Genomic DNA, 21,454 nt, shown 5'->3' with positions numbered 1-21,454 from the left:
TGTCATATTGTCATATTTTTTAGCTCACAGCTAAGAAATATGCAATATCCACACTTGCAAAATTGTAATATTATTTCTTTTTTGTCACGATACTAAATGAAAGATCTGATAACTCTTTATGTGCTTTAATGAATGTATTCATCTCATCAAGTGTCACTGTTTCTATCTTCTTTAACTGTTCTTTTGAAAAACCAAGTGGTCTTCCATAATAATATTCGTTATATGCACGGTGCAGTCTTTGAGAAAGTGTTTCTGTACGAAGTGGTTCAGACCCCAGTAAAAATTTCTTTGTATCCTCAAGCTCTTTTTGTGTAATTCCTTTTTCTACAAATGTATCTACTACTTCTTGTACCAGTTTTTTAGCTTCATCCTGTGTAGTGAGTTTAGTTTGCAAGTAACCACTCAAATAAGAAACCGTTCTTGAACGTACCAAATGGGCATACGCTCCATAAGTGAGTCCACGTTTTACACGGATCTCTTCCATCAAGCGGCTACCAAATCCAGCACCACCGAGTAAATACTCTGCTATCTTGGCTTTATACTGGTCTTTTTCTTTATAAGAGTAGTCAAATGGTGCAGCAAAATAGATGTACGCTTGTTGTGTATCTTCATCTGTAATGACCAACTCTTTTTTGTCTGAAGCTTTTACTGCTTCGATCTCTTTTACCTCTACTTTAGGAAGAAGTTCAAGTATCCCAGTCATATAGTTTTGTGCTTCGTCAAAAGAGATATCTCCCCCTACCACACCTATGACATTGTTATAGCCTAAGTGTGAAGTGATAAAACTTTTCATGTCTTCAAGAGAGATGCTCTCTACACTTTCAAGTGTTCCATTGTAAGGTCTTGCCAACGCAGAACCTTTGAAAAGCACTTCTCTTAGTTTCGTTGCTGCTATATAATCAAAATCACCTTTTTTTTGAGTGAGCCAACCTATCTTTTGACGTTTCACCTGATCTACCGCTTCTTTCGTGTAGTTAGGATCTTTAAGTAACTCTTTGAGACGTTCTACGGCATAAGGAAATTCACTTTTGAGTGCTGAGACTTCCAAGATAAAACTTTCACGTCCTACATGAGCACCTATATCCACTGCATGAGCATCAAGCTTCGTAGCAAACCCTACACTTCCCTCTTTTGCAGTACCTTCGTTGAGCAGTTTTGCAGAAAGATCAGCTAAACCATCTTTGGTATTACTCAAGTGCCCACTCTCTTTAAATACCAGCTGAATAGAAACAATGGGAATATACTTTCCCTCTTCAAATACAACAGGAACTAAAGCATCCTTTACCTTGATCTCTTTGACCATTTCAGCCATCAATACTCCTTGTAGTAGCACTAAAATTATTATTATCTTTTTCATTTACTCTTCCTAATTAATCACACGATAGTGTGCTTTGTCGTGGCGAACGCCCTTGTAAGCAACGCGATTCGAGAGTCACGACGATTTTTTGTTTCGTTTTTTCTAAAAAAATGAAGAGAGAAACAACACCACAAGCCAAATAAGAGGCAATCCAATAAAACGAAATTAATATCGTTCCAATATTTCATAAGCCGTATTACGCTTCGCCGGATTTTCACCAATATCTTTAATGAGTCTTATCATCTCATCTTGATTCATCTCATTTTTAGCTCCGGCAGCAGAAACAACATTCTCTTCCATCATCGTTGAACCCAAGTCATTAGCTCCAAAAAGCAATGCCATTTGACCAATATAAGATCCTTGAGTTACCCATGAACTCTGGATATTAGGTACATTATCCAAAAAGAGTCTTGCTACTGCCAAGTATCTCAAATACTGATTTGGCGTAGTTTTTGTAATCGTCGGTAGTTCACGTTTAAGTTCTGTATTATCACTCTGGTATGACCACATAATAAATGCTCTAAATCCACCTGTCTCTTCTTGCAACTGACGTACCAGATCAAAGTGTTCTACTATCTCACGTGTCGTCTCGACTGTTCCATACATCATCGTAGCTGTAGATTTAATACCTAATTTGTGTGCTTCTCTATGTACCTCTAGCCAAGTATCTTTATCTAGCTTCTTAGGGGCGATAATATCTCTTACTCTATCAGAAAGTATCTCTGCACCTGCACCCGGAATAGAACTAAGCCCTTTAGCTTTAAGTCGAGCTAAAACCTCTTTGATACTAAGCTTAGAACGCTGTGCAATATAGTCTATCTCTATGGCAGAAAATCCATGTATCGTTACTTGTGGGTATTTATTATGGATATGTTCTACGAGATCTTCATACCACTCTATCTCAAGTTTAGGATGTACCCCGCCTTGAAAAAGTATCTGCGTTCCACCGATAGCTAATAGTTCATCTATTTTCTGGTCTATCTCTTCAAAACTCAAGATATAAGCATCTTCTTTTTTCTCATGCGTATAAAATGCACAAAACTTACAGTCTACCCAGCAGATATTGGTATAGTTGATGTTTCTGTCTACTACAAAAGTTGTAACACCTTTAGGATGCATCTCTTTTTTACGTGCAAGTGCCATCTGTCCCAAGGTTTTAAGATCAGCATTTTCTATAAGTTCTACAGCTTCATCAATAGTCATACGTTTCTGCATGGTTGTTGTCAAGTTATGCCTCTTCTTTCCCAATCGCATCAAGCACACCATTAATGAACTGTGGTGACTTCTCATCGGCAAGCTCTTTGGCAAGTTCTACTGCTTCATTAATAATAATAGCTCTATCTGTTTTAGCTATAAGTATCTCGTAAGCACCCAGTCTCATGATTGCTTTTTCTACTTTTCCGATAGCATCATAATCCCAATCTTTAAGATGGTCTTGAATCTCTTTATCCAACATCTCTAAATTTTCTATAGTACCATTAAATAGTCCATGGGAAAACTCTCTTTGTTTATTTCGGATCTTACCCTCTTCTAAGATATCATCTGTGAAGCTTGAAATATTCTCATTACCTAAGTCATAAGCATAAAGCAATCCTACAACTGCTGTACGTGATTGGTGTCTAGTTGCCATAATTAATCAAGCTCACTATAAAGGTTGATAAGCTCAATAAGTCCTACCATTGCTTCAGCACCCTTATTCCCTGCTTTTGTTCCTGCTCTCTCAATAGCTTGTTCTATGCTGTCTACAGTCAGTACGCCAAATGTTGCCGGTTTACCATGTTTAAGTGTTACAGATGCCACACCTTTGGTTGCTTCTGCTGAGACATAGTCAAAGTGTGGTGTTGCACCTCTGATCACTGCACCTAAACAACATACTGCATCATATTTACCCGAAGCAAGTACTTTATCCAATGCAAAGGGGATCTCAAATGCACCTGGTACCAAGATAAGATCAAGATCATCTGCATTTCCACCATGTCTTGCATAGGCATCTTGTGCACCTTCTACAAGTCTGTCTGTAATGAAATGGTTAAATCTTGCATTGATGATCGCTACTTTTTTACTCTTATCTACTGATAAATTACCTTCTACTATTTTCATTTATTTCCTTCTTACTTTTTATTATTTAAAATCTCATTGGAGTGTTTTTTGATAAATACTATTGTATCCTTGAAGAGGACGCTTCCGTTTGTATTTATCAAAAAACAGTTCAATGAGATCAACACTATTCTACTATCAATCTTATCGCATCTATCTGCTTGATCAATGCATCTAGCTTTGTCAACTCTATCATATTTGGTCCATCACTCAAAGCGATACTTGGGTCAAAGTGTGTCTCAAAAAAGAATCCATCTACACCTACTGCTGCGGCTGCACGTGAAAGGTAGGGTACAAACGAAGAGTCTCCACCTGAGCTTGCTCCACCAGATGCCGGCATCTGAACAGAGTGTGTTGCATCAAAAACCACAGGTGCAAACTCACGCATGGTTCTAAGTCCTCTCATATCTACAATAAGATTACCATAACCAAAAGTTGATCCCCGTTCTGTAAGCCACACATTGTACTTTTTCGCATTTTCATAATTTACTTCACCATCAAAACCTCTGGTTTTAAGTACTTTTGCTACAGAGTGTTCCATCGCAGCAGGTGCTAAGAACTGCCCTTTTTTGATGTTCACTACTGCAGGTGTTTTTGCTGCTGCGACAAGCAGGTCCGTCTGACGACATAAAAATGCAGGAATTTGAAGTACATCTGCCACTTCAGCTGCAGCTGCCGGTTGGGTATAGTCATGCACATCCGTTAGGATCTTATAACCAAACTGTTCTTTTACTTCTTGAAGCATCTTCAGGCCTTCTTCCAAACCTGGTCCTCTAAAGCTGTCCAGGCTTGTACGATTGGCTTTATCAAAACTCGCTTTGAAATAAAAATCTTTCGTGCAATCTTCATGATATTTGTTTAGTGACTCTGCGATCCTCATCACGTTGTCTCTACTTTCTAAAACACAAGGTCCTGCTATAAGTATCATCTAATTCCTTCTATATAAGGTGGGATATTAATTCTTTTTTGAAAAGGCTACAAGTAGTCCTGACATAATTACCAAGATTATACCCAAAACTGTCCAAATATCAGGTATAGGGTCTCCCAACATTACCCCTATCACTACTGCGAAGACAATATTACTGTAACTAATCGTACCAACTATTCCTGCTTTGGTAAGTTCATAGGCTTTGGTCATCAAGAGCTGTGAGATCGTAGCAAAGACACCTACCGCAGTGACATAGCCCCACTCTACCCCTACAGGCATCACAAACTCAGCAAACATCCAGTCAAAATCCTCTGAAACAGTCACGTAAGGTGTAATAAGCATTAAAAAGAGCGGTGCGATCGTACCTACACCCATAAAGGACATCACAATGGCACGCGTATCGTAATATTTTCTAAGTTCACGGATGGAAGTATAAGCCAATGCTGCACCGATCCCTGAAAAGATACCCAAGATATCATACTTGTCAAAACTTCCACCCTGAGGTTGTGCCACTAAAACGATACCTACAAATCCTATGATAATGGCAAAAAGTGCACTTTTATGTAATTTTTCATTTAGAAAAAGATATGCAAAAATAGCTACAAATATCGGTGATGTCTTATTGTAAGTAACCGCTTCACCCAGAGGGATATGTGCCATAATGTAAAAGTATGCCAAAAGTGCAGCAAAGCCCATGGAACCACGGAAAAGAAGTAATAAAGGTTTTCCTCCTGTCTGTTTCAACGGTACTTTATAGATGGCAAGACCTACAAGGATGACCCCAAAGATATTTCTAAAGAAAGTGACTTCTACGGGAGGCAATACCTGACTGACCACTTTGGCAAAACCACCCATAGCAGCGAAACTCAATGATGCAAGTAGCATAAAAAGGATACCTCTATCCATATTCTTAATCATTTGTCTCAAATAATTATCCTGATTTTTTCTGGAAGTGTAGCATATTTGGGTAAAATACGGCCTATGAATGAGACAGAATTTTACAAGAAGCTTTTAGCCTTACCCGATGGTGCAAATGATGTTTACTATCTTGGCAAACGATACCTGCTAAGAAAAGAGACTTTACTGGAAGGCAAACTCCTTAAGTTCTATGCCCAAGAGTTAGGAGCTAATGATATAGTCAGCGGGAATTATTACCCCACTATGAAAAACGGGATGCTTAAACCTTGTGAAATGTCAGATAAAAAAGTGATAGATTTTGTGTTAAATGCAAAACCTATTTGATACGTTCTGCAACTAGATCACCAAACATCATTAGGTCTTTGAGTACAGCTTTTTGAGTGATACCGTCTTTACCCACAGCCAACATTAACTCACCTTTATTGCTTGCAAATATTTTCTGATAAATAATAGCGGTCATATACCAGTAGTCACCCTCACCTAATGTTTTTTTATACTCTTTAAGTTCTGACTCTTTTGGTATGCGTACTTTAACTTTACCCCCTTGACGTTCTGCACCAACAGCAGAAAATTCATAGGTAGTTGCTTTTGATCTGTCAGTGATCATTTTTGGAAGATTGAAATAGAGGGTTAATAAGTCATTTTCACTATAAAAATCCAATACAGTATGCTTTTTTTCTGTAACTTTGTCTTGATTCTTTTTTGTATTATCTTTTGTTACTCTCTTTTTTTTATGATCGATACAATAGATCTTCTCAATATATTTTTTTCCATATCGTTTAATTACTTTGTAGGTATCTGTGACAAACATACCATTGACTATATGTCCTTTACTGATATGTCTCTCTTTTCGATTTTTGCTGAGTGCCTTAGCCATACCTGTCGCTTTCATCTTTATTTCAATGGTGTATGTATCTCCTTTTATTTCCAAATGTGCATCAGAAATACCCATTTCACCAAACATTCCAAAACTCACTTTATATGAAACATCGAGTACTTTTGCTTGTATCTGTGACATAAATACTAAAACTAAACCTAAAATAAACAGACTCTTTTTCATAACTAGTACTCCTATTGAACCAAATTTTACTATAATTACGTGGATAAAACGTGAAGGATCATAAAAATATGTCAACAAACCAATCACTTGAAGAAAATGCAACACAAGCTTTGAATGTCATAGAAGATTTAGATATGGGACTGGCTCCCGTAGTACAAAACTGGCTTACACCTCTCTATACATCAAAATATGGCTCTTTTTTTCAACAAACCTTATTTGATATTCCACTTGCCAATTTTATTTTAGCTGTTTTAGTTTTTTTATTTATTTTATTTTTACGAAAAATTTTTACACTTTTAGTCATGGTGGTTTTACAAAAACTGGCTAAATTTAGCACTACTTACTATGATGACAAAATCATTTCAGCACTCAAAGCACCTATACGATTTGCTTTTATTATCATAGGGCTTCATTTCTTTTTCCTGCTTATTTTCAAAGAGACAGACACCGTTAAACACATCCTCAATACACTTGTGATCTATACTGTTTTTTGGGCTATTCTTGCTATTACTGAAGCTCTACGTGGACTCATCTATAGTGCAACAGGGAAATTTAATGCAGACCTTTCTAAAGAGATAGGAAACTTTATCATTGCTATCTTGAAAATACTTATATCGGGAGTAGGTCTGGGTGCTATGCTTCAGGTTTGGGGTATTAATGTCACTGCACTCGTTGCTTCACTGGGTATTGGTGGCCTTGCTTTTGCCCTGGCTGCCAAGGATACAGCAGCAAATCTCTTCGGGTCTTTTTCACTGCTTGCAGACAAATCCATCCGTATCGGAGAGTGGATCAAAGTCAATGGTGTAGAAGGTACAGTAGAAGCCATCGGTATGAGAACCACAAAAATCCGCTCTTTTCAAAAATCACTTATCACAGTCCCTAATCATATCGTCGCAAATAATCCTATAGAAAACTTTTCACGAAGAGGTATTAGACGTATCAAAATGCGTATAGGCTTAACATATAGTACCAGTGGGGAACAGGTGAGTAAGATTGTTGAAGAGATCAAATATATGTTACACAACCATGAAGGCATCTCACATAATGACACACTTTTGGTTAATTTTGAATCATTTGGAGACTCAGCACTCAATATATTTATCTATACTTTTACTGCTACATCAAACTGGGAAAAGTACTTAGATATACGTGAAGATGTTCATCTAAAGATTATGCATATCGTTGAAGAAAATGACTCAAGTTTCGCCTTTCCTTCACAGTCTATTTATGTTGAGCAGATGCCTAGTTAAAATATAGAACCCTCTGAATAACCTAGACACTCATAATGGGGTTTGCAAATGTAAGATTTTGCAATAGACTTTCAAAACATAGCTATAGCTATGTTGAAGAAAGTATCTTGGGAAAGGTTGCGTTTGCAAATTCCACCCTACGGGCATCACTAGCTTTCGCCTATGCGTCGTTTCTCTTTTTCGACTTAGCTAGGGCTAGGACTTCAAAAGAGTGCCTAGCCTAGACAAAAGCTAGAGATGTTATGAGTGCCTAGGTTATTCAGAGGGTTCTATGCTATAATTCCGCTAATTATTAAGAAAGAATATATTAATGCAAGAACTTAAAAAAGTAGCCATATTAGGACGACCAAACGTAGGGAAGAGTTCGCTCTTTAACCGTTTGGCAAGACAGAGAGATGCCATCACTTCAGATATGTCAGGAACTACCAGAGATGTGAAGAAACGCATCGTAACTATCTCTGGTGACCGTGAATTTGAAATACTTGATACAGGGGGGATAGACTACAGTTCTGAACTCTTCTCCAAGGTAGCAGAATTTTCACTCAGAGCAGCAGATGAAGCTGATATTATTTTATATATGGTCGATGGTAAAACATTGCCATCTGAAGAAGACAGAGAACTTTTCTACAAACTTCAAGAACAAGGCAAACCTCTTGCGCTCATCGTGAATAAAATAGACAATGACAAAGAAGAAGAGCGTTACTGGGAGTTTTTGGAATTTGGTGCAGATGCAACTTTTCCTATGTCAGTGAGTCACAACAGATATTTTAATGACTTCTATGCATGGCTGGAAGAGCTTATTCCTGCGATAGAAGAGGAAGAAGGACTTGAACTCACAGAAGATGCAGAGATCGATCCATTTGATGAAATAGTTCGTGACATAAACACCGTACATGAAGAAGAGGTAGATAACAAAATACGCGTTGCTATCATCGGGCGTGTCAATACTGGAAAAAGTTCACTGCTTAATGCACTTTTAGGTGAAGAACGTTCTGTTGTAAGTGATGTTGCAGGTACAACTATAGACCCTATCGATGAAATGATAGAACATGATGACCATGAGATCACCTTCATTGACACAGCGGGAATACGTAAAAGATCTAAGATAGTTGGTATAGAAAAATACGCACTAACACGCACTACTGAAATGCTAAAAAAAGCAAATCTTGTTTTACTTATGCTAGATTCAACCACACAAATCTCAGAATTGGATGAGAGAGTAGCTGGACTCATTGAAGAGCATAAACTCGCATGCCTCATCGTACTTAACAAATGGGATATCAAGGAAGACAGAACGTATGAAGAAGTAGTTGATGATATTCGTGATGAATTAAAGTTCTTACACTATGCACCATTTATCACTATCTCTGCAAAAACAGGCTTGCGTGTACACAAAATACTTGATGAAATTACCGCTATCTACGGACGCTATAAACAACGTATCCCTACTTCTGAACTTAACGATACTCTACGTCAAGCCATTAGAAGACACCATGTACCGGCACATAATGGTGCTGTTGTCAACATCAAATTTGCCACACAGTACGAGACCAAACCACCTAAAATAGCCCTCATTACTAACAGACCGGAGTTTCTACACTTCTCCTATATACGTTACTTGGCAAACTTCTTCAGATCCAAGTTTGACTTTGAAGGTGTACCACTGGATATCGTCGCCAGGAAACGTGGACAAAGAGTAGATGATGAGGATGAGTAGCATTAAGTAAACGTGAAAAGTTTTACGTTTATAGCTACGCACGGCGAGGCGTTTATGCAAAAGCTCAGCATTGCATAGCCTACGACTACAATACTTTACTAACACTTTGCTATAATCACAAAAATCATTTCAGGATATAACAATGCGCGTACTTACAGGAATCCAGGCTTCAGGAAAACTTCATATAGGAAACTATTTTGGGGCGATGAAACCAATGATAGAGCTTCAAGAAGAGCATGAGCTTTTTACGTTTATCGCTAACTATCATTCACTTACCACTTCTAAAGATGCAGCTACACTAAAACAGTACACCACAGATGCTGCCGTAGATTACTTGTCACTTGGACTTGATCCGGGGAAAACAACATTTTGGGTACAAAGTGATATGCCCGAAGTACTTGAGCTCTACTGGATACTCTCTAAATTTACACCTATGGGACTACTTGAAAGAGCACACAGCTATAAAGACAAAGTAGCTAAAGGTATCGCAGCAAACCATGCACTCTTTAGTTATCCAGTACTTATGGCTGCAGATATCCTTATACTTGATACCGAAAAAGTTCCTGTTGGGAAAGACCAGATCCAACATGTTGAAATGACAAGAGATATCGCTATAAAATTCAACAATGAGTATGGTGAAATTTTTACACTTCCTGAACATGTTGTAGAAGAAAATGTAGCAACTATCCCCGGTATAGATGGTCAGAAGATGAGTAAGAGTTATAACAATGCCATTGACCTTTTTATGGATGAGAAACCTCTACAAAAAAGATGTAACAAGATCATCTCCTCTTCTACACCTCTAGGTGAACCACTTGAATATGAGGGAGATAATATCTATGCACTTGCATCTCTCTTTTTAGATGAAGAACAAAAGCTTGACCTTCAAGCACGTTACAAAAGTGGGAAAGAGGGTTATGGTCATTTTAAAAAGTATCTTAAAGAGCTTATTTGGGAAGAATTGGGTGAAGCTAGAGAAAAGAGAGCGTATTACCTCAACCATATGGATGAAGTAAATGATATCTTGGCACAGGGTGCCAAAAAAGCCAGAAATATAGCCAATACCAAGATGGAAAAAGTAAAAGAAGCGATAGGACTGTAGATCTCTATCGCACCATCGGGTCAATCTGCCAATGCATCACCTATTGCCATACCTATCTCATCCACTATCTCTTCCTGATCAAGCTTGACTTTATCATCTTCAGTTTTTTCTTCTTCTTTTTCTTCGTCTTCTTTATCTGCATAACTTTCCAGACTATCTACATAACTGGATTTATCTGTACCTTCAACTGCTGATCCTATATCATCTTTTGCCAATTCAGATGTAACTTGTACCGTATTGGCAGTATTGACTTTTGTCGGATCCACCTTTACATCTACATCAGTATATGATTCTAAGTTTTGAAGATAATTGGTTGTTTTAGCTTTTTTAGACTCTACTTTTACTACAGGAAGTTCTTGTGTAATATCCTCTACCACACTTCCATCAGCAATCATGTTATATCGCACGATCAAAGCAATAATAAATAAAAATAAAATCACAACTGCGGTTACTGCTACATTTTCTAACATATTTTTCATTCTAAATTCCCTTTATTGATTTGTGACTGTTGTAAAGCCCAAAATTTTCCACATTTGAAAACCGCCGCGATAATAAAGCATTTTATCTGCCGGATATCCAAGTTCTAAAAATGTTTTTATAAATTCTGATGATTTATTACACCACAGTCCATTACAGTAAAATGCAACATCCATTACTCTCTTGGTATCCAGTGAACCATCTTCCAATCTTTTTGCTCCAAGTACCTTAAGGATCTTTTCTACTTTAGCTTTATTATTCTTTGTTTTTGAAGGTATATTCACAGCTGAAGGAATAGATTCTTTCTTATATGCTCTTTTAGGTCTAAGATCCACCAAGAGACCTTTCTTTTTATTTACTTTATTTTTCATAAAATAAAGTAGTTCCACTTCACCTATGGTTTGAATATCTTTATGCATCTTAATAGGCTGTATATCCTGATTTGGTCTATATGTGCTTGCATATTCTCCGGTAAGTTTATTTTTTGTATCTTGTATTCTATGTACCTTGACCGCCTTGCCCTTATGATACACATAAATATAGGACATCTCTGGAGTGATCTTTACTTTATCGAACTGGCCGGCATAGATACTTGCCACATATACCAATAATAATGCTATAACTCTCATTTTGTCTCCTTAGGTACGATCGTAGTTAATCCCAGCAGTTGCCACGCTTGCATACCACCTCTATAATATTTCATTTTACTCTCTGGATATCCTACTTCTATAAGTGCGTTGATCGCAGTAGGTGACTGTCCACACCATGCACCATTACAATACAAAAGTATGGTTTTAGCCTTAGAAAAATCCCACTCACCACTCTTATCATACGCTCCACCTAGATCTTTTAAGACCTGTTCCTGTTCATCAGCATCAGATAAGAAATATTTAAATGGAATATTTACAGCACCCGGAATAGCAGATCTTTCGTACCAGTTGGCAAGTCTTGCATCAATAAAAAGACCTTTTTTCTTGGAGATAAAATCCAATACTTCCAATTCACCATACGTTTCAACACCTTTACTTACAGAAAATGGTTCTATAAAAAACGGTGGAGAGGGACGTGAGGTCAATGCAAAAGTATTTGTCAAATAACTGTCTGCTTTTTGGGTACGCTCAATTTTATATGTTTTTCCATTGGCCTCAACTTCAACATAAGGCACCCCTTCAACTATCTCAACTTCATTAGCATTTACTATAAGCGTACTAACAACTAAAGAGACCATATATATAAATCTCATTAAAACTCCTTTATTTACTTTATGTAGATTCTAAGAGTTTTATTTATACAAATAAACACTTATACATCTATTGGCAGCTTGACGATCTCTCTGCTATCTTTTGCATAAAAGATTCAAAACTTTCCGACCTTGTTTCACAACAAGTTAGGCTTTTTTCAATACAGTATAACCGCATATCAGTATTCTATCATTTTTCACTTAATAATCATATATTATATTTACTTAATTAATAAAATTAGTTGAATATAATATATGATTTAGTAACTATAGTATGAATTTAAGTGAAATATATTAGGAAGTAGTAAAGGAAGTGTAATAAATTAAATCTGAATATCTATCTGTTTTACTTCTGTATGACCTTCAAGAATATGACTGATGATCTGTTTATCAATATTATCTGTACTATAAAGAGTTATCTTTAGTTTACCATCATTCTTATGCCCTTTTTCCTGACCTAAGGAAAGCAAACGTTTTGCTATGGCATCTCCAGTGTGAATGAGATTAAGATCTCTTTGCATCACCCTTTTGATCACTTCACCTACCAAAGGGTAATGCGTACAACCCAAAACAATAGTATCTACACTATTTTCCCGCATAGGGGTCAACCATACTTCTAACATCGTTTTGGTAATACTACCATGCATTTCACCTTTTTCGATCTGCTCGACCAAACCAGGACATGCCTGTTCAAAAAGTACAACATCTTTTTCAAGAGCCAAATCATTTACCAGCTGTTGATACTTATCACCTTTCAGTGTTGCAGGGGTAGCAAGTACACCTACCTTCCCTGTATTAGTCAATTCAATCGCAGGCTTAATGCCTGGTTCTGTACCAATAATAATAAGTGAAGGATAATGCTTTCTAAGATGTTGTATCGCTGCTGAAGTTGCTGTATTGCATGCAACGATGAGTGCATCTATTTGATGTGTATCTATAAAATATTGAGTGATTTCAAGGGAGTATTGTAAGATCTGTTCATGGGTTTTTTCACCGTAAGGTGCATTTTTGGTATCGGCAATATAAAAAAGTTCTGCACCTTTAATGACTTGAGTCATAGCTTGAACAACTGTCAAACCACCCAAGCCAGAATCAAAGACACCTATCTTCATAGAGAACCTACTCGTTCATCATATTGAGGAACTCTTCATTGGTTTTTGTTTTCATCATTTTAGAGAAAAGGAATTTAAGGCCTTCTACCTCTTCCATATTTTGCATTGCATTTCTCAATGCCCATACTTTCTGAAGTGTCTCAGGATTTACCATGAGTTCTTCCTTTCTTGTACCGGACTTTGTTACGTCTATCGCAGGGTAAATACGTCTTTCAGAGACATGACGGCTAAGGATGACTTCCGAGTTACCTGTACCTTTAAACTCTTCAAAGATCACCTCATCCATACGGCTTCCAGTCTCTATAAGTGCTGTTGCGATGATGGTCAAAGAACCACCCTCTTCTATGTTTCTTGCTGCACCAAAGAATCTTTTTGGCTTATGCAGTGCATTGGCATCTACACCACCGGAAAGCACTTTCCCTGAACTTGGGGTTACGGTGTTATAGGCACGTGCAAGTCTTGTGATGGAGTCAAGCAAGATAATAACATCTTTACCCATCTCTACACGTCTTTTGGCTTTTTCTATCACCATCTCAGCAGTTCTTACATGGTTCTGTGCAGGAAGGTCAAACGTAGAAGCATAGACTTCACCTTTGACCGAGCGTTGCATATCTGTAACCTCTTCTGGTCTCTCATCAACAAGCAGTACCATAAGAGATGCATCAGGATTGTTGTGTGTAACACCATGAGCAAGTTCTTTAAGAAGCTCTGTTTTACCCGTTCTTGGAGGTGCTACTATAAGTGCTCTCTGCCCTTTACCAATAGGTACAAACAGGTCAAGTACACGCCCTGTCATTTTCATAGGGTTGTACTCCATTTTGAGTTGCTCAGATGCATAAAGTGGTGTAAGGTTATCAAAAAGAGGTCTCTGTTTAGACTTATCAGGCGCTACATAATTGATCGCTTCTATCTTGAGGAGTGCATAATACTTCTCTTGGTCTTTAGGAGGTCGTACTTGTCCTGTCACGATATCACCGTTTCTCAGTGCAAATCGCTTGACTTGTGTACCACTTACATACGTGTCGTTGCTGGAGTTCGCAAAGTTTCCATCTATAGAACGTAAGAAACCATACCCGTCATTCATTACTTCAAGGATACCTGTATAGAGGATGAATCCACCCTGACTTACTTGTGATTTCAAAATCTCAAAAATGAGGTCTTTACGCTGGAACTCATTTGGATTCTCAACTTTTACTTCTTTAGCAATAGTTACTAGTTCTGTAAGTGGAAGTTTTTGGAGATTTTCAATTTTGTAGCCATCTACTGGTACATGTGTTCTGTTTTTTCTGTTAGCGTTAGCTTTTTTAGTGTCGCTCATGATTCCTCTTGTTTTTGAATATGAATATAGAATGGAGATAATAACAGTATCATAGTTAGTGCACTGCTATGTAGTGGTGATATTATAATCCTTTTTGGCTGAAATGTCAAATTTAACCCAATAAAGAATATAATTTAACAAAAGAAAACAATAACTGAAGGAATTGGCAGTGTCAATTGAAACACATATAAAGAAAGTTTTAAACAATATCGAGGAGTGCAGCCCTGGTCAAGAGGAATTTTATCAAGCAGTACATGAAGTACTCTATTCTTTAGTTCCTTTATTGGAAGAAGATGAAAAATATGATATCCATAATATTTTAGAACGGATCACAGTACCTGAACGTACCATTATTTTTCGTGTCAACTGGATAGATGATAATGGAAAAATACAAACAAATCTAGGGTACCGAGTACAGTTCAACTCTGCGATAGGTCCATATAAAGGCGGTCTGCGATTTCACCCCTCTGTCAATTTAGGGATCATTAAATTTTTAGGATTTGAACAGATCTTTAAAAATGCACTCACAGGACTGCAAATAGGCGGTGCAAAGGGAGGGAGTAATTTTGATCCTAAAGGTAAAAGTGACAATGAGATCATGCGTTTTTGTCAGGCACTTATGTCTGAACTCTATAAACACATCGGTGAGAGAAATGATGTACCTGCCGGTGATATTGGTGTAGGTGCAAGAGAGATCGGCTATCTTTTTGGGCAGTATAAAAAACTCACAGGTGAATTTGAAGGAGTACTCACAGGAAAAGCTATCAATTGGGGTGGTTCCCACGCAAGAAAAGAAGCCACAGGGTATGGTTCCGTCTATTTTGCAGATAACATCTTAAATAAATATGACAAAAGTCTGGAAGGTAAGATATGCACTGTATCTGGTTCCGGGAATGTTGCCATTTACACTATAGAAAAACTTTACGATATGGGAGCACTCCCTGTAACATGCAGCGACAGTAAAGGAACGATTTACCATGAAAAAGGTATTGACCTTAATTCACTCAAAGCCATTAAAGAGATAAACCACCAATCTCTTGAGGTTTATGCTCAAGTAAACCCTGACTGTATTTATACACCACTAAGCCATTACCCGGAAGGCCGCCATATGGCATGGGACATCCCCTGTGATATCGCATTCCCCTCTGCTACTGAAAATGAACTCAATCTTGAAGATGCCAAAAGATTGGTTGCCAATGGCTGTATGCTGGTCAACGAAGGAGCCAATATGCCGACCACTCCTGAGGCAATGGCTTATCTGAAAGAAAATAATGTATTTTTTGGTCCGGGTAAAGCTGCCAATGCAGGAGGGGTCACCACTTCTCAGCTTGAGATGAGCCAAAATGCAAGCATGGCAAAATGGACTTTTGAAGAGGTTGATGATAAACTACGTCAAATCATGCGTAACATTTTTAACACTGCCTATGAAACCTCAAAAGAGTTTGGATGTGAAGGTGATTTGATAGCGGGTGCAAATATCGCCGGCTTTAGAAAAGTAGCTGATTCGATGATAGACCAAGGGTCTGTTTAAACTAAATCAACGCATAAAACAACAAAGGCGGATAGAGTACAACTCCCATAAGAAAAAACCATGATGGTATTTTCCATTCTAACATGTCTGCCAGATCCCCTGGTACTTTTTGTTGGATAAATATCTTTTTAATCAGTTCTAATTTATAGAAAAGATCAAATACTTTAAAGGCTAAAAGAAGGATCATATAGATATTTAAACGATCTGTTGCGATCACCACAAAAAGGGTGAAATAAAAAGCTGGGTGCATCAAAAAAAAGAAAAAAATACTTTTAGAATACCATCCATAAAGCTTTTCCATCACCCCATACAGTGTACTTGCACGTTGCATAGTTGCTTCAAAAAGTTCTAATATGATCAGAATAGATGTGAGTAAAAGTACATTTTCCATGCGAGATTTTACCCATATTTGGATAAAATCTATCATTAATTTAACGTGGATGGAGCAAAGCCCATTCTTGTCTTTTGAAAGTAACTTGCCATCAAGGCAACTTTCTTTTCAAAAGATTGTTAACACTGAGTTTTCTTCAGCAGAATGCTCACGCGACTAGTCGCTCAATAAATTTTCACAAGGAACCCTGTTTGGCAAACATCGCATGCACACACTGTAAGCTCGAGTTTGATGAATCAGTAATGATCATTGAACAAGAAGGTGAAAAAAAACTCTTTTTTTGTTGCAAAGGCTGCCAAGGGGTTTATCATCTGCTTTCAAGTGAAGGTCTCGATACTTTTTATGATAAATTAGGCGATACCAAACTTCAACCTGCTTCCCAAAAGAGTGATGATTTAGAGAAGTTTGATCTGGAAGGTTTTAAGAACAAATACATCACTTCCCATGAAGATGGACTCTATGAGATCAATCTCATCATAGAAGGTATCCACTGTTCTGCTTGCGTCTGGCTCAACGAAAAAGTGCTGCATAAAACAGAAGGGGTGATGGAAGCGACTATCAACTATACCAACAACAAAGCCAAAATCGTATGGGATCCAGACGAGATCAAACTCTCAAAGATCATAGAAACCATTCGTTCCATAGGCTACAATGCCTACCCTTATGATCCTAAACTTCAAGAGGAACGAGCAGTTAAAACACGTAAAGATTACTACTCCCGCATCCTTGTGGCTGTTTTTGGAAGTATGAATATCATGTGGATAGCCATTGCACATTGTGCCGGATACTTCAGTGGGATGAAACAAGAATTTAAAGATATTCTCAATGTAGCAGAATTCATCCTTGCCACACCGGTACTCTTCTATAGTGGCTGGATCTTCTTCCGTGGTGCCTATTATGGCTATAAAAACAACATAGTCAATATGGATACACTTGTTGCTTCAGGAGCCGTTTCAGCTTATATCTATTCTATTTATGCCATGGTCACTCAGCGGGGTGAAGTCTACTTTGATTCTGTTGCCATGATCATCACCTTTGTACTGGTAGGAAAATATCTTGAAGTATTGAGTAAGAAACATGCAGTTGATACACTGGACAGTATTATGGGGAGTACTCCTACAGAGGTAACAGTGATCACCGATAAAGAGAAATCACTTATCAGCATTGAAAACATCGTACTTGGTGATACCATAGAACTCAAACCGGGCGAGAAAGTAGTCATTGATGGAATTGTCACTTATGGACAAGCTTCCTTTGATGAAAGTTCATTAACAGGAGAAAGCGAACCTGTTTATAAACAAGAGGGAGACAGCATCTTAAGTGGGTCACTCTGTTTAGATTCTGTGCTGCGCTATGAGGCAACTAAAGATGCTTCTTCGTCTTTACTTCATTCTATTGTGAGTCTTTTAGAGGAATCTATCACCAAAAAACCTCGTATTGAGCAGCTGGCCGATGCAGTTTCCGGTTATTTCTCCAGTATCATTCTAGCCATAGCTCTGATTGCCTTTGCAGGCTGGTGGTTCATAGATGATGATTTTGAACATGCTCTTATTATCGGCATTTCTGTGATCGTCATCGCCTGTCCTTGTGCTTTAGGTCTGGCTACGCCTATGGCTACACTTGTAGGTATCAGTATCGCAGCCAAACGAGGGGTACTTTTTAAAGAAGCAACTTTTTTGGAGACGATGGCAAAAAGTGATCTCCTTGCACTCGATAAAACAGGTACCATTACAGAGGGGAAACCTTCTGTGGTTCACACACAAACACTGCAAAAATATGATCACAACTTGCTTTATTCTCTCGTTTCGACTTCCAATCACCCTATCTCCAAAGGAATTGCTACATATTTAAAACAAAACAATGAACTCCTACAGGAACTTCCATTAGTAGATATCAAAACGATCCAGGCAAAGGGTATCCAAGCCTCATATCAAGGGAAAAAGCTCATAGGGGGAAATGCTTCTTATATGCAATCAACTGGACTATCTGTTGATGAACAGACAGAAAACACCCTCTTTTACTTTGCCATAGAAGATCAGCTTGTTGCCAGATTTGAACTGAGTGATACCGTAAGAGAGGGTACCAAAGAAGCCATTAAAGAGATACAAGCTATGGGGGTTCGGGTAGTGATGCTTACAGGAGATCATGAACAAAGTGCACAAAAAGTAGCCCAAGAGGTAGGTATCACTGAAATACATACCAAACTTCTCCCTCAAGAGAAAGCTGAGATGATAGACAAGTTTCATGAAGAGGGACATATTGCTGTAATGGCAGGAGATGGTATCAACGACACCATAGCCTTAGCTAAATCAGACATTGCCATAGCTATGGGTAATGGTGCGGATGTGGCTATTTCTGTCAGTGATGTTGTACTGATGGATGAGAAACCGGAGAGTATCTATGAAGCTTATAGACTCTCTAAACGAACCTTTAGAGCAGTGAAAGAAAACTTAGGTTTCTCATTACTGTATAATGTCATCGCTGTACCACTTGCAGTTATGGGATTTGTCAATCCACTCGTGGCTGCTCTCTCTATGAGCTTAAGCTCACTGATCGTGGTAGGGAACTCTATGCGGATTAAAACATTGAAATTTAAGGATAAATCATGAGTGAAAGTGTTGTTATGTTAATGATAGGTGTCTCCACCTTTTTAGGAGCACTGGGTCTCATCGCCCTGCTTTGGGGTGTCAAAACAGGACAGTTCGATGACCAGTCAAAGTTTATAGATGCCACACATTTTGACAATGAAGAAGATCTGCGAGATGCTGTCATGATGGAAGAGAAAAGAAAAGCCAGACTCAAAAAAAGAGAAGAGGAAAAAGAAAAAAAGAAAAACTATATGCCTGCAGATTAAACTATATTATGTTATCATTATATGAATAAATATCAAAAGGCATTTTATGGCTGTTAAAAAACTATTATTAGCAACACTTTTACTTACAAGTACCATCACTGCAGAAACAAGTATAGGTATCGACATCAATAATGAGGATGTAGAGATCCTTGGAGAGCTTAACTTTAATTCACTTGCAGATTACTCCAGTGGAACAACTTATATTTTAGATGTCAGCTATCTCTATACAGATGGAGACAACTTGGCTGCTATAGGATTCAGTGGACAAAATACACTACAGGGTGTAGAAGGTCTTACACTGGCATTTGGTGCTAAACTTACTTTTTCAGAAGATTTTATGGCTCTTCCCTTGATGGCAAAAGCAAATTATTCCCTCCCATTTACTGACAGTATACCTACGACATCACTTATAGCAAGTTTTGCCTATGCACCTTCTGTACTTACTTTTCTGGATGGAGAGACATACTCAGAGTTAAGATTGGAAGTCGATATGGAAGTCATCTCAAATATACATATCTTTACAGGATATCGAAATATTGACACAGACTATGAAGCCGGAGATTATAACTTTAATGATAGCTTTTATGCTGGGATGAAACTTAGTTTCTAATATCTATACAATATCAAATATGTAAAAATATAACATAAAATCAAAATCATTAATACAAAGGGAATATATGATCAGCAAATCAATTTTTAGAGAATACGACATTCGTGGGATCTTTGAAAAAGAACTTAATGAAATATCTGTAAAACTCATCGGTTATTATCTAGGTCAGAAAATTAAAGGAGATAAAGTTGTCTCTATCGGGTATGATGCACGCTCACACTCTCCTATCTTAAGAGATTATCTTACCTCTGGTCTAAATGCAGCAGGATGTAAAGTGTTAGATATGGGCATGGTAGCAACACCTGTAAACTATTATAGTAACTATATTGACTTTGATGGCATCACTACCGATGCTTCCATTATGATCACAGGTTCTCATAATCCAAGTGAATACAATGGATTTAAGATCACTGTAAATAAAAGTCCATTCTTTAGTGCTGATATCTATGCTTTAGGTGATGAGATCATAGCAAATCAGGATCTCGTCATCGAGAACAATATCACAAAAACGGATATAGACGTAAAAACACCTTATGTTAATTTTATGGTAAAACAGTTTGAGCATCTCAAAAACTTCCCTCAAAAAATTATTATAGATGGAGGAAATGGTGTTGCCGATACTGTTATCACAGATATTTTTGATGCTTTAGCATTTGATTATGAAGGTCTATATCTCGAACCGGATGGTACTTTCCCCAACCACCACCCTGACCCTTCTGTAGAAGAAAACCTTGTGGATATAAAACAAGCATTAGAAGCTAATGGAGACATCGCATTTGCCTATGATGGAGATGCTGATCGTATTGCTGTACTTACCCATAAATATAACATCAAAGGTGACCAGATGGCACTCCTTTATACTATGAAAATGGAAAAGCCTACCGTCATCGGAGAAGTCAAATGCTCACAGGTCATGTATGATGAACTAGAACGTCGTGGTGCAAAAGCCATCATGTATAAAACGGGCCACTCCAACCTCAAAGTAAAGATGAAAGAGACCAATGCAGACCTTGCCTGTGAAGTAAGTGGCCATATCTTTTTCAAACACCGTTACTTTGGATACGATGATGCCATCTATGCGACACTCAGAATGTTAGAGCTTGTTCAAGACGGCATAGACCTTGATGCAGAGCTTGATGCCCTTCCTCAAGTTTTCTCTACAGAAGAACTAAAAGTAGAAACAACTGAAGAAGAGAAGTTCCTCATCATCGATAAAGTAAAAGAATTACTAAAAAATCCTTCAAGTGATTTCCCTAAAATTCTTAATATTATAGATGTAGACGGTGTACGCATCAACTTTGAAAAAGGATGGGGACTCGTGAGAGCAAGTAACACAACTCCTATACTTGTCACACGTTTTGAGTCAACAGATGAAGATCTTGCAAAAGAGTATGAGATCAAAGTCAATGATCTTATTGCTGAGGCAAAGAGATTAGTACATAGTGCTTAATACACGATTCTTAACTCTATTCTGCTATAATATTCTTTACAA

General features: G+C 37.7%; 22 protein-coding genes and 1 riboswitch. Of the genes, 9 read left to right on the top strand and 13 right to left on the bottom strand.

What is annotated here, in order from left to right:
* Positions 1–70 precede the first annotated feature (70 nt).
* The 6 genes from ACLHDG_RS02835 to ACLHDG_RS02810 all read right to left on the bottom strand — a co-directional run bounded on the left by ACLHDG_RS02835 (position 71) and on the right by ACLHDG_RS02810 (position 5,300).
* On the bottom strand, positions 71–1,357 hold the full coding sequence (locus ACLHDG_RS02835; RefSeq protein WP_415407479.1) for a M16 family metallopeptidase: 1,287 nt from the start codon (positions 1,355–1,357) through the stop codon (positions 71–73).
* Positions 1,358–1,522: 165 nt separating this feature from the next.
* Entirely contained in the window at positions 1,523–2,572 is a 1,050-nt protein-coding gene (locus ACLHDG_RS02830; protein ID WP_415408321.1) for a dehypoxanthine futalosine cyclase, read from the bottom strand.
* A 13-nt stretch (positions 2,573–2,585) separates the two neighbouring features.
* Positions 2,586–2,987, bottom strand: coding sequence for a transcription antitermination factor NusB (gene nusB / locus ACLHDG_RS02825; protein ID WP_415407478.1), 402 nt, complete (start codon positions 2,985–2,987; stop codon positions 2,586–2,588).
* Positions 2,988–2,989: 2 nt separating this feature from the next.
* Positions 2,990–3,457: a 6,7-dimethyl-8-ribityllumazine synthase gene (gene ribH, locus ACLHDG_RS02820; RefSeq protein ID WP_415407477.1), complete on the bottom strand. Its 468-nt coding sequence runs from the start codon at positions 3,455–3,457 to the stop codon at positions 2,990–2,992.
* Between the two features lie 124 nt (positions 3,458–3,581).
* Entirely contained in the window at positions 3,582–4,382 is an 801-nt protein-coding gene (gene kdsA, locus ACLHDG_RS02815; protein ID WP_415407476.1) for a 3-deoxy-8-phosphooctulonate synthase, read from the bottom strand.
* A 27-nt stretch (positions 4,383–4,409) separates the two neighbouring features.
* Positions 4,410–5,300 (bottom strand): DMT family transporter, encoded by an 891-nt coding sequence (locus ACLHDG_RS02810; RefSeq protein WP_415408320.1) that lies wholly within the window; start codon positions 5,298–5,300, stop codon positions 4,410–4,412.
* Positions 5,301–5,363: 63 nt separating this feature from the next.
* On the opposite strand from ACLHDG_RS02810, the gene ACLHDG_RS02805 reads away from it, so the two are divergent.
* Positions 5,364–5,624, top strand: a complete 261-nt coding sequence (locus ACLHDG_RS02805) for a hypothetical protein (RefSeq protein ID WP_415407475.1) — start codon at positions 5,364–5,366, stop codon at positions 5,622–5,624.
* Here ACLHDG_RS02805 and ACLHDG_RS02800 read toward each other — a convergent pair.
* Positions 5,617–6,360, bottom strand: a complete 744-nt coding sequence (locus ACLHDG_RS02800; protein ID WP_415407474.1) for a hypothetical protein — start codon at positions 6,358–6,360, stop codon at positions 5,617–5,619. The genes ACLHDG_RS02805 and ACLHDG_RS02800 overlap by 8 nt on opposite strands.
* Before the next feature lie 68 nt (positions 6,361–6,428).
* Between ACLHDG_RS02800 and ACLHDG_RS02795 the strand changes: the two genes are divergently transcribed.
* From ACLHDG_RS02795 to trpS, 3 genes are all read left to right on the top strand, one after another.
* The gene (locus ACLHDG_RS02795; RefSeq protein WP_415407473.1) at positions 6,429–7,610 is read left to right on the top strand and encodes a mechanosensitive ion channel family protein; all 1,182 of its coding nucleotides are present in this window, start codon (positions 6,429–6,431) and stop codon (positions 7,608–7,610) included.
* A 310-nt stretch (positions 7,611–7,920) separates the two neighbouring features.
* Positions 7,921–9,327: a ribosome biogenesis GTPase Der gene (der, locus tag ACLHDG_RS02790; RefSeq protein ID WP_415407472.1), complete on the top strand. Its 1,407-nt coding sequence runs from the start codon at positions 7,921–7,923 to the stop codon at positions 9,325–9,327.
* 142 nt (positions 9,328–9,469) lie between these two features.
* Positions 9,470–10,429, top strand: a complete 960-nt coding sequence (gene trpS / locus ACLHDG_RS02785; protein WP_415407471.1) for a tryptophan--tRNA ligase — start codon at positions 9,470–9,472, stop codon at positions 10,427–10,429.
* A gap of 20 nt (positions 10,430–10,449) precedes the next feature.
* Here trpS and ACLHDG_RS02780 read toward each other — a convergent pair whose 3' ends face one another.
* The 5 genes from ACLHDG_RS02780 to rho form a co-directional block, all read right to left on the bottom strand.
* On the bottom strand, positions 10,450–10,908 hold the full coding sequence (locus ACLHDG_RS02780) for a hypothetical protein (RefSeq protein ID WP_415407470.1): 459 nt from the start codon (positions 10,906–10,908) through the stop codon (positions 10,450–10,452).
* A 12-nt stretch (positions 10,909–10,920) separates the two neighbouring features.
* Complete coding sequence (locus ACLHDG_RS02775; protein ID WP_415407469.1) at positions 10,921–11,535, bottom strand: rhodanese-like domain-containing protein; 615 nt, start codon at positions 11,533–11,535, stop codon at positions 10,921–10,923.
* Positions 11,532–12,149, bottom strand: coding sequence for a rhodanese-like domain-containing protein (locus ACLHDG_RS02770; RefSeq protein ID WP_415407468.1), 618 nt, complete (start codon positions 12,147–12,149; stop codon positions 11,532–11,534). The genes ACLHDG_RS02775 and ACLHDG_RS02770 overlap by 4 nt, the downstream gene beginning before the upstream one ends.
* Before the next feature lie 69 nt (positions 12,150–12,218).
* Positions 12,219–12,309, bottom strand: a riboswitch (cyclic di-GMP riboswitch).
* Positions 12,310–12,469: 160 nt separating this feature from the next.
* Positions 12,470–13,258 carry a glutamate racemase gene (gene murI / locus ACLHDG_RS02765; protein WP_415407467.1) on the bottom strand — a complete coding sequence of 263 codons (789 nt, stop codon included), beginning with the start codon at positions 13,256–13,258 and terminating at the stop codon, positions 12,470–12,472.
* 7 nt (positions 13,259–13,265) lie between these two features.
* Positions 13,266–14,576: a transcription termination factor Rho gene (gene rho / locus ACLHDG_RS02760; RefSeq protein ID WP_415407466.1), complete on the bottom strand. Its 1,311-nt coding sequence runs from the start codon at positions 14,574–14,576 to the stop codon at positions 13,266–13,268.
* A 175-nt stretch (positions 14,577–14,751) separates the two neighbouring features.
* Here rho and gdhA point away from each other — a divergent pair, with 175 nt between their 5' ends.
* Positions 14,752–16,107: an NADP-specific glutamate dehydrogenase gene (gdhA, locus tag ACLHDG_RS02755; protein ID WP_415408319.1), complete on the top strand. Its 1,356-nt coding sequence runs from the start codon at positions 14,752–14,754 to the stop codon at positions 16,105–16,107.
* Between the two features lies 1 nt (position 16,108).
* Here gdhA and ACLHDG_RS02750 read toward each other — a convergent pair whose 3' ends face one another.
* A complete protein-coding gene (locus ACLHDG_RS02750; protein ID WP_415407465.1) occupies positions 16,109–16,498 on the bottom strand; it encodes a hypothetical protein in 390 nt (129 codons plus the stop codon).
* A 191-nt stretch (positions 16,499–16,689) separates the two neighbouring features.
* On the opposite strand from ACLHDG_RS02750, the gene ACLHDG_RS02745 reads away from it, so the two are divergent.
* The 4 genes from ACLHDG_RS02745 to ACLHDG_RS02730 all read left to right on the top strand — a co-directional run bounded on the left by ACLHDG_RS02745 (position 16,690) and on the right by ACLHDG_RS02730 (position 21,412).
* Positions 16,690–19,107: a heavy metal translocating P-type ATPase gene (locus ACLHDG_RS02745; protein ID WP_415407464.1), complete on the top strand. Its 2,418-nt coding sequence runs from the start codon at positions 16,690–16,692 to the stop codon at positions 19,105–19,107.
* Complete coding sequence (gene ccoS, locus ACLHDG_RS02740; protein WP_415407463.1) at positions 19,104–19,352, top strand: cbb3-type cytochrome oxidase assembly protein CcoS; 249 nt, start codon at positions 19,104–19,106, stop codon at positions 19,350–19,352. Before ACLHDG_RS02745 ends, ccoS begins: the two co-directional genes overlap by 4 nt.
* 46 nt (positions 19,353–19,398) lie before the next feature.
* A complete protein-coding gene (locus ACLHDG_RS02735; protein ID WP_415407462.1) occupies positions 19,399–19,962 on the top strand; it encodes a YfaZ family outer membrane protein in 564 nt (187 codons plus the stop codon).
* Between the two features lie 67 nt (positions 19,963–20,029).
* Positions 20,030–21,412, top strand: coding sequence for a phosphomannomutase/phosphoglucomutase (locus tag ACLHDG_RS02730; RefSeq protein WP_415407461.1), 1,383 nt, complete (start codon positions 20,030–20,032; stop codon positions 21,410–21,412).
* Positions 21,413–21,454 lie beyond the last annotated feature (42 nt).

This window comes from Sulfurovum iocasae (genome assembly GCF_047716765.1).
Taxonomy (GTDB): domain Bacteria; phylum Campylobacterota; class Campylobacteria; order Campylobacterales; family Sulfurovaceae; genus Sulfurovum.
The sequence above is the reverse complement of the archived record's forward strand: the minus strand, read 5'-3'. Positions and strand labels throughout refer to the sequence as shown.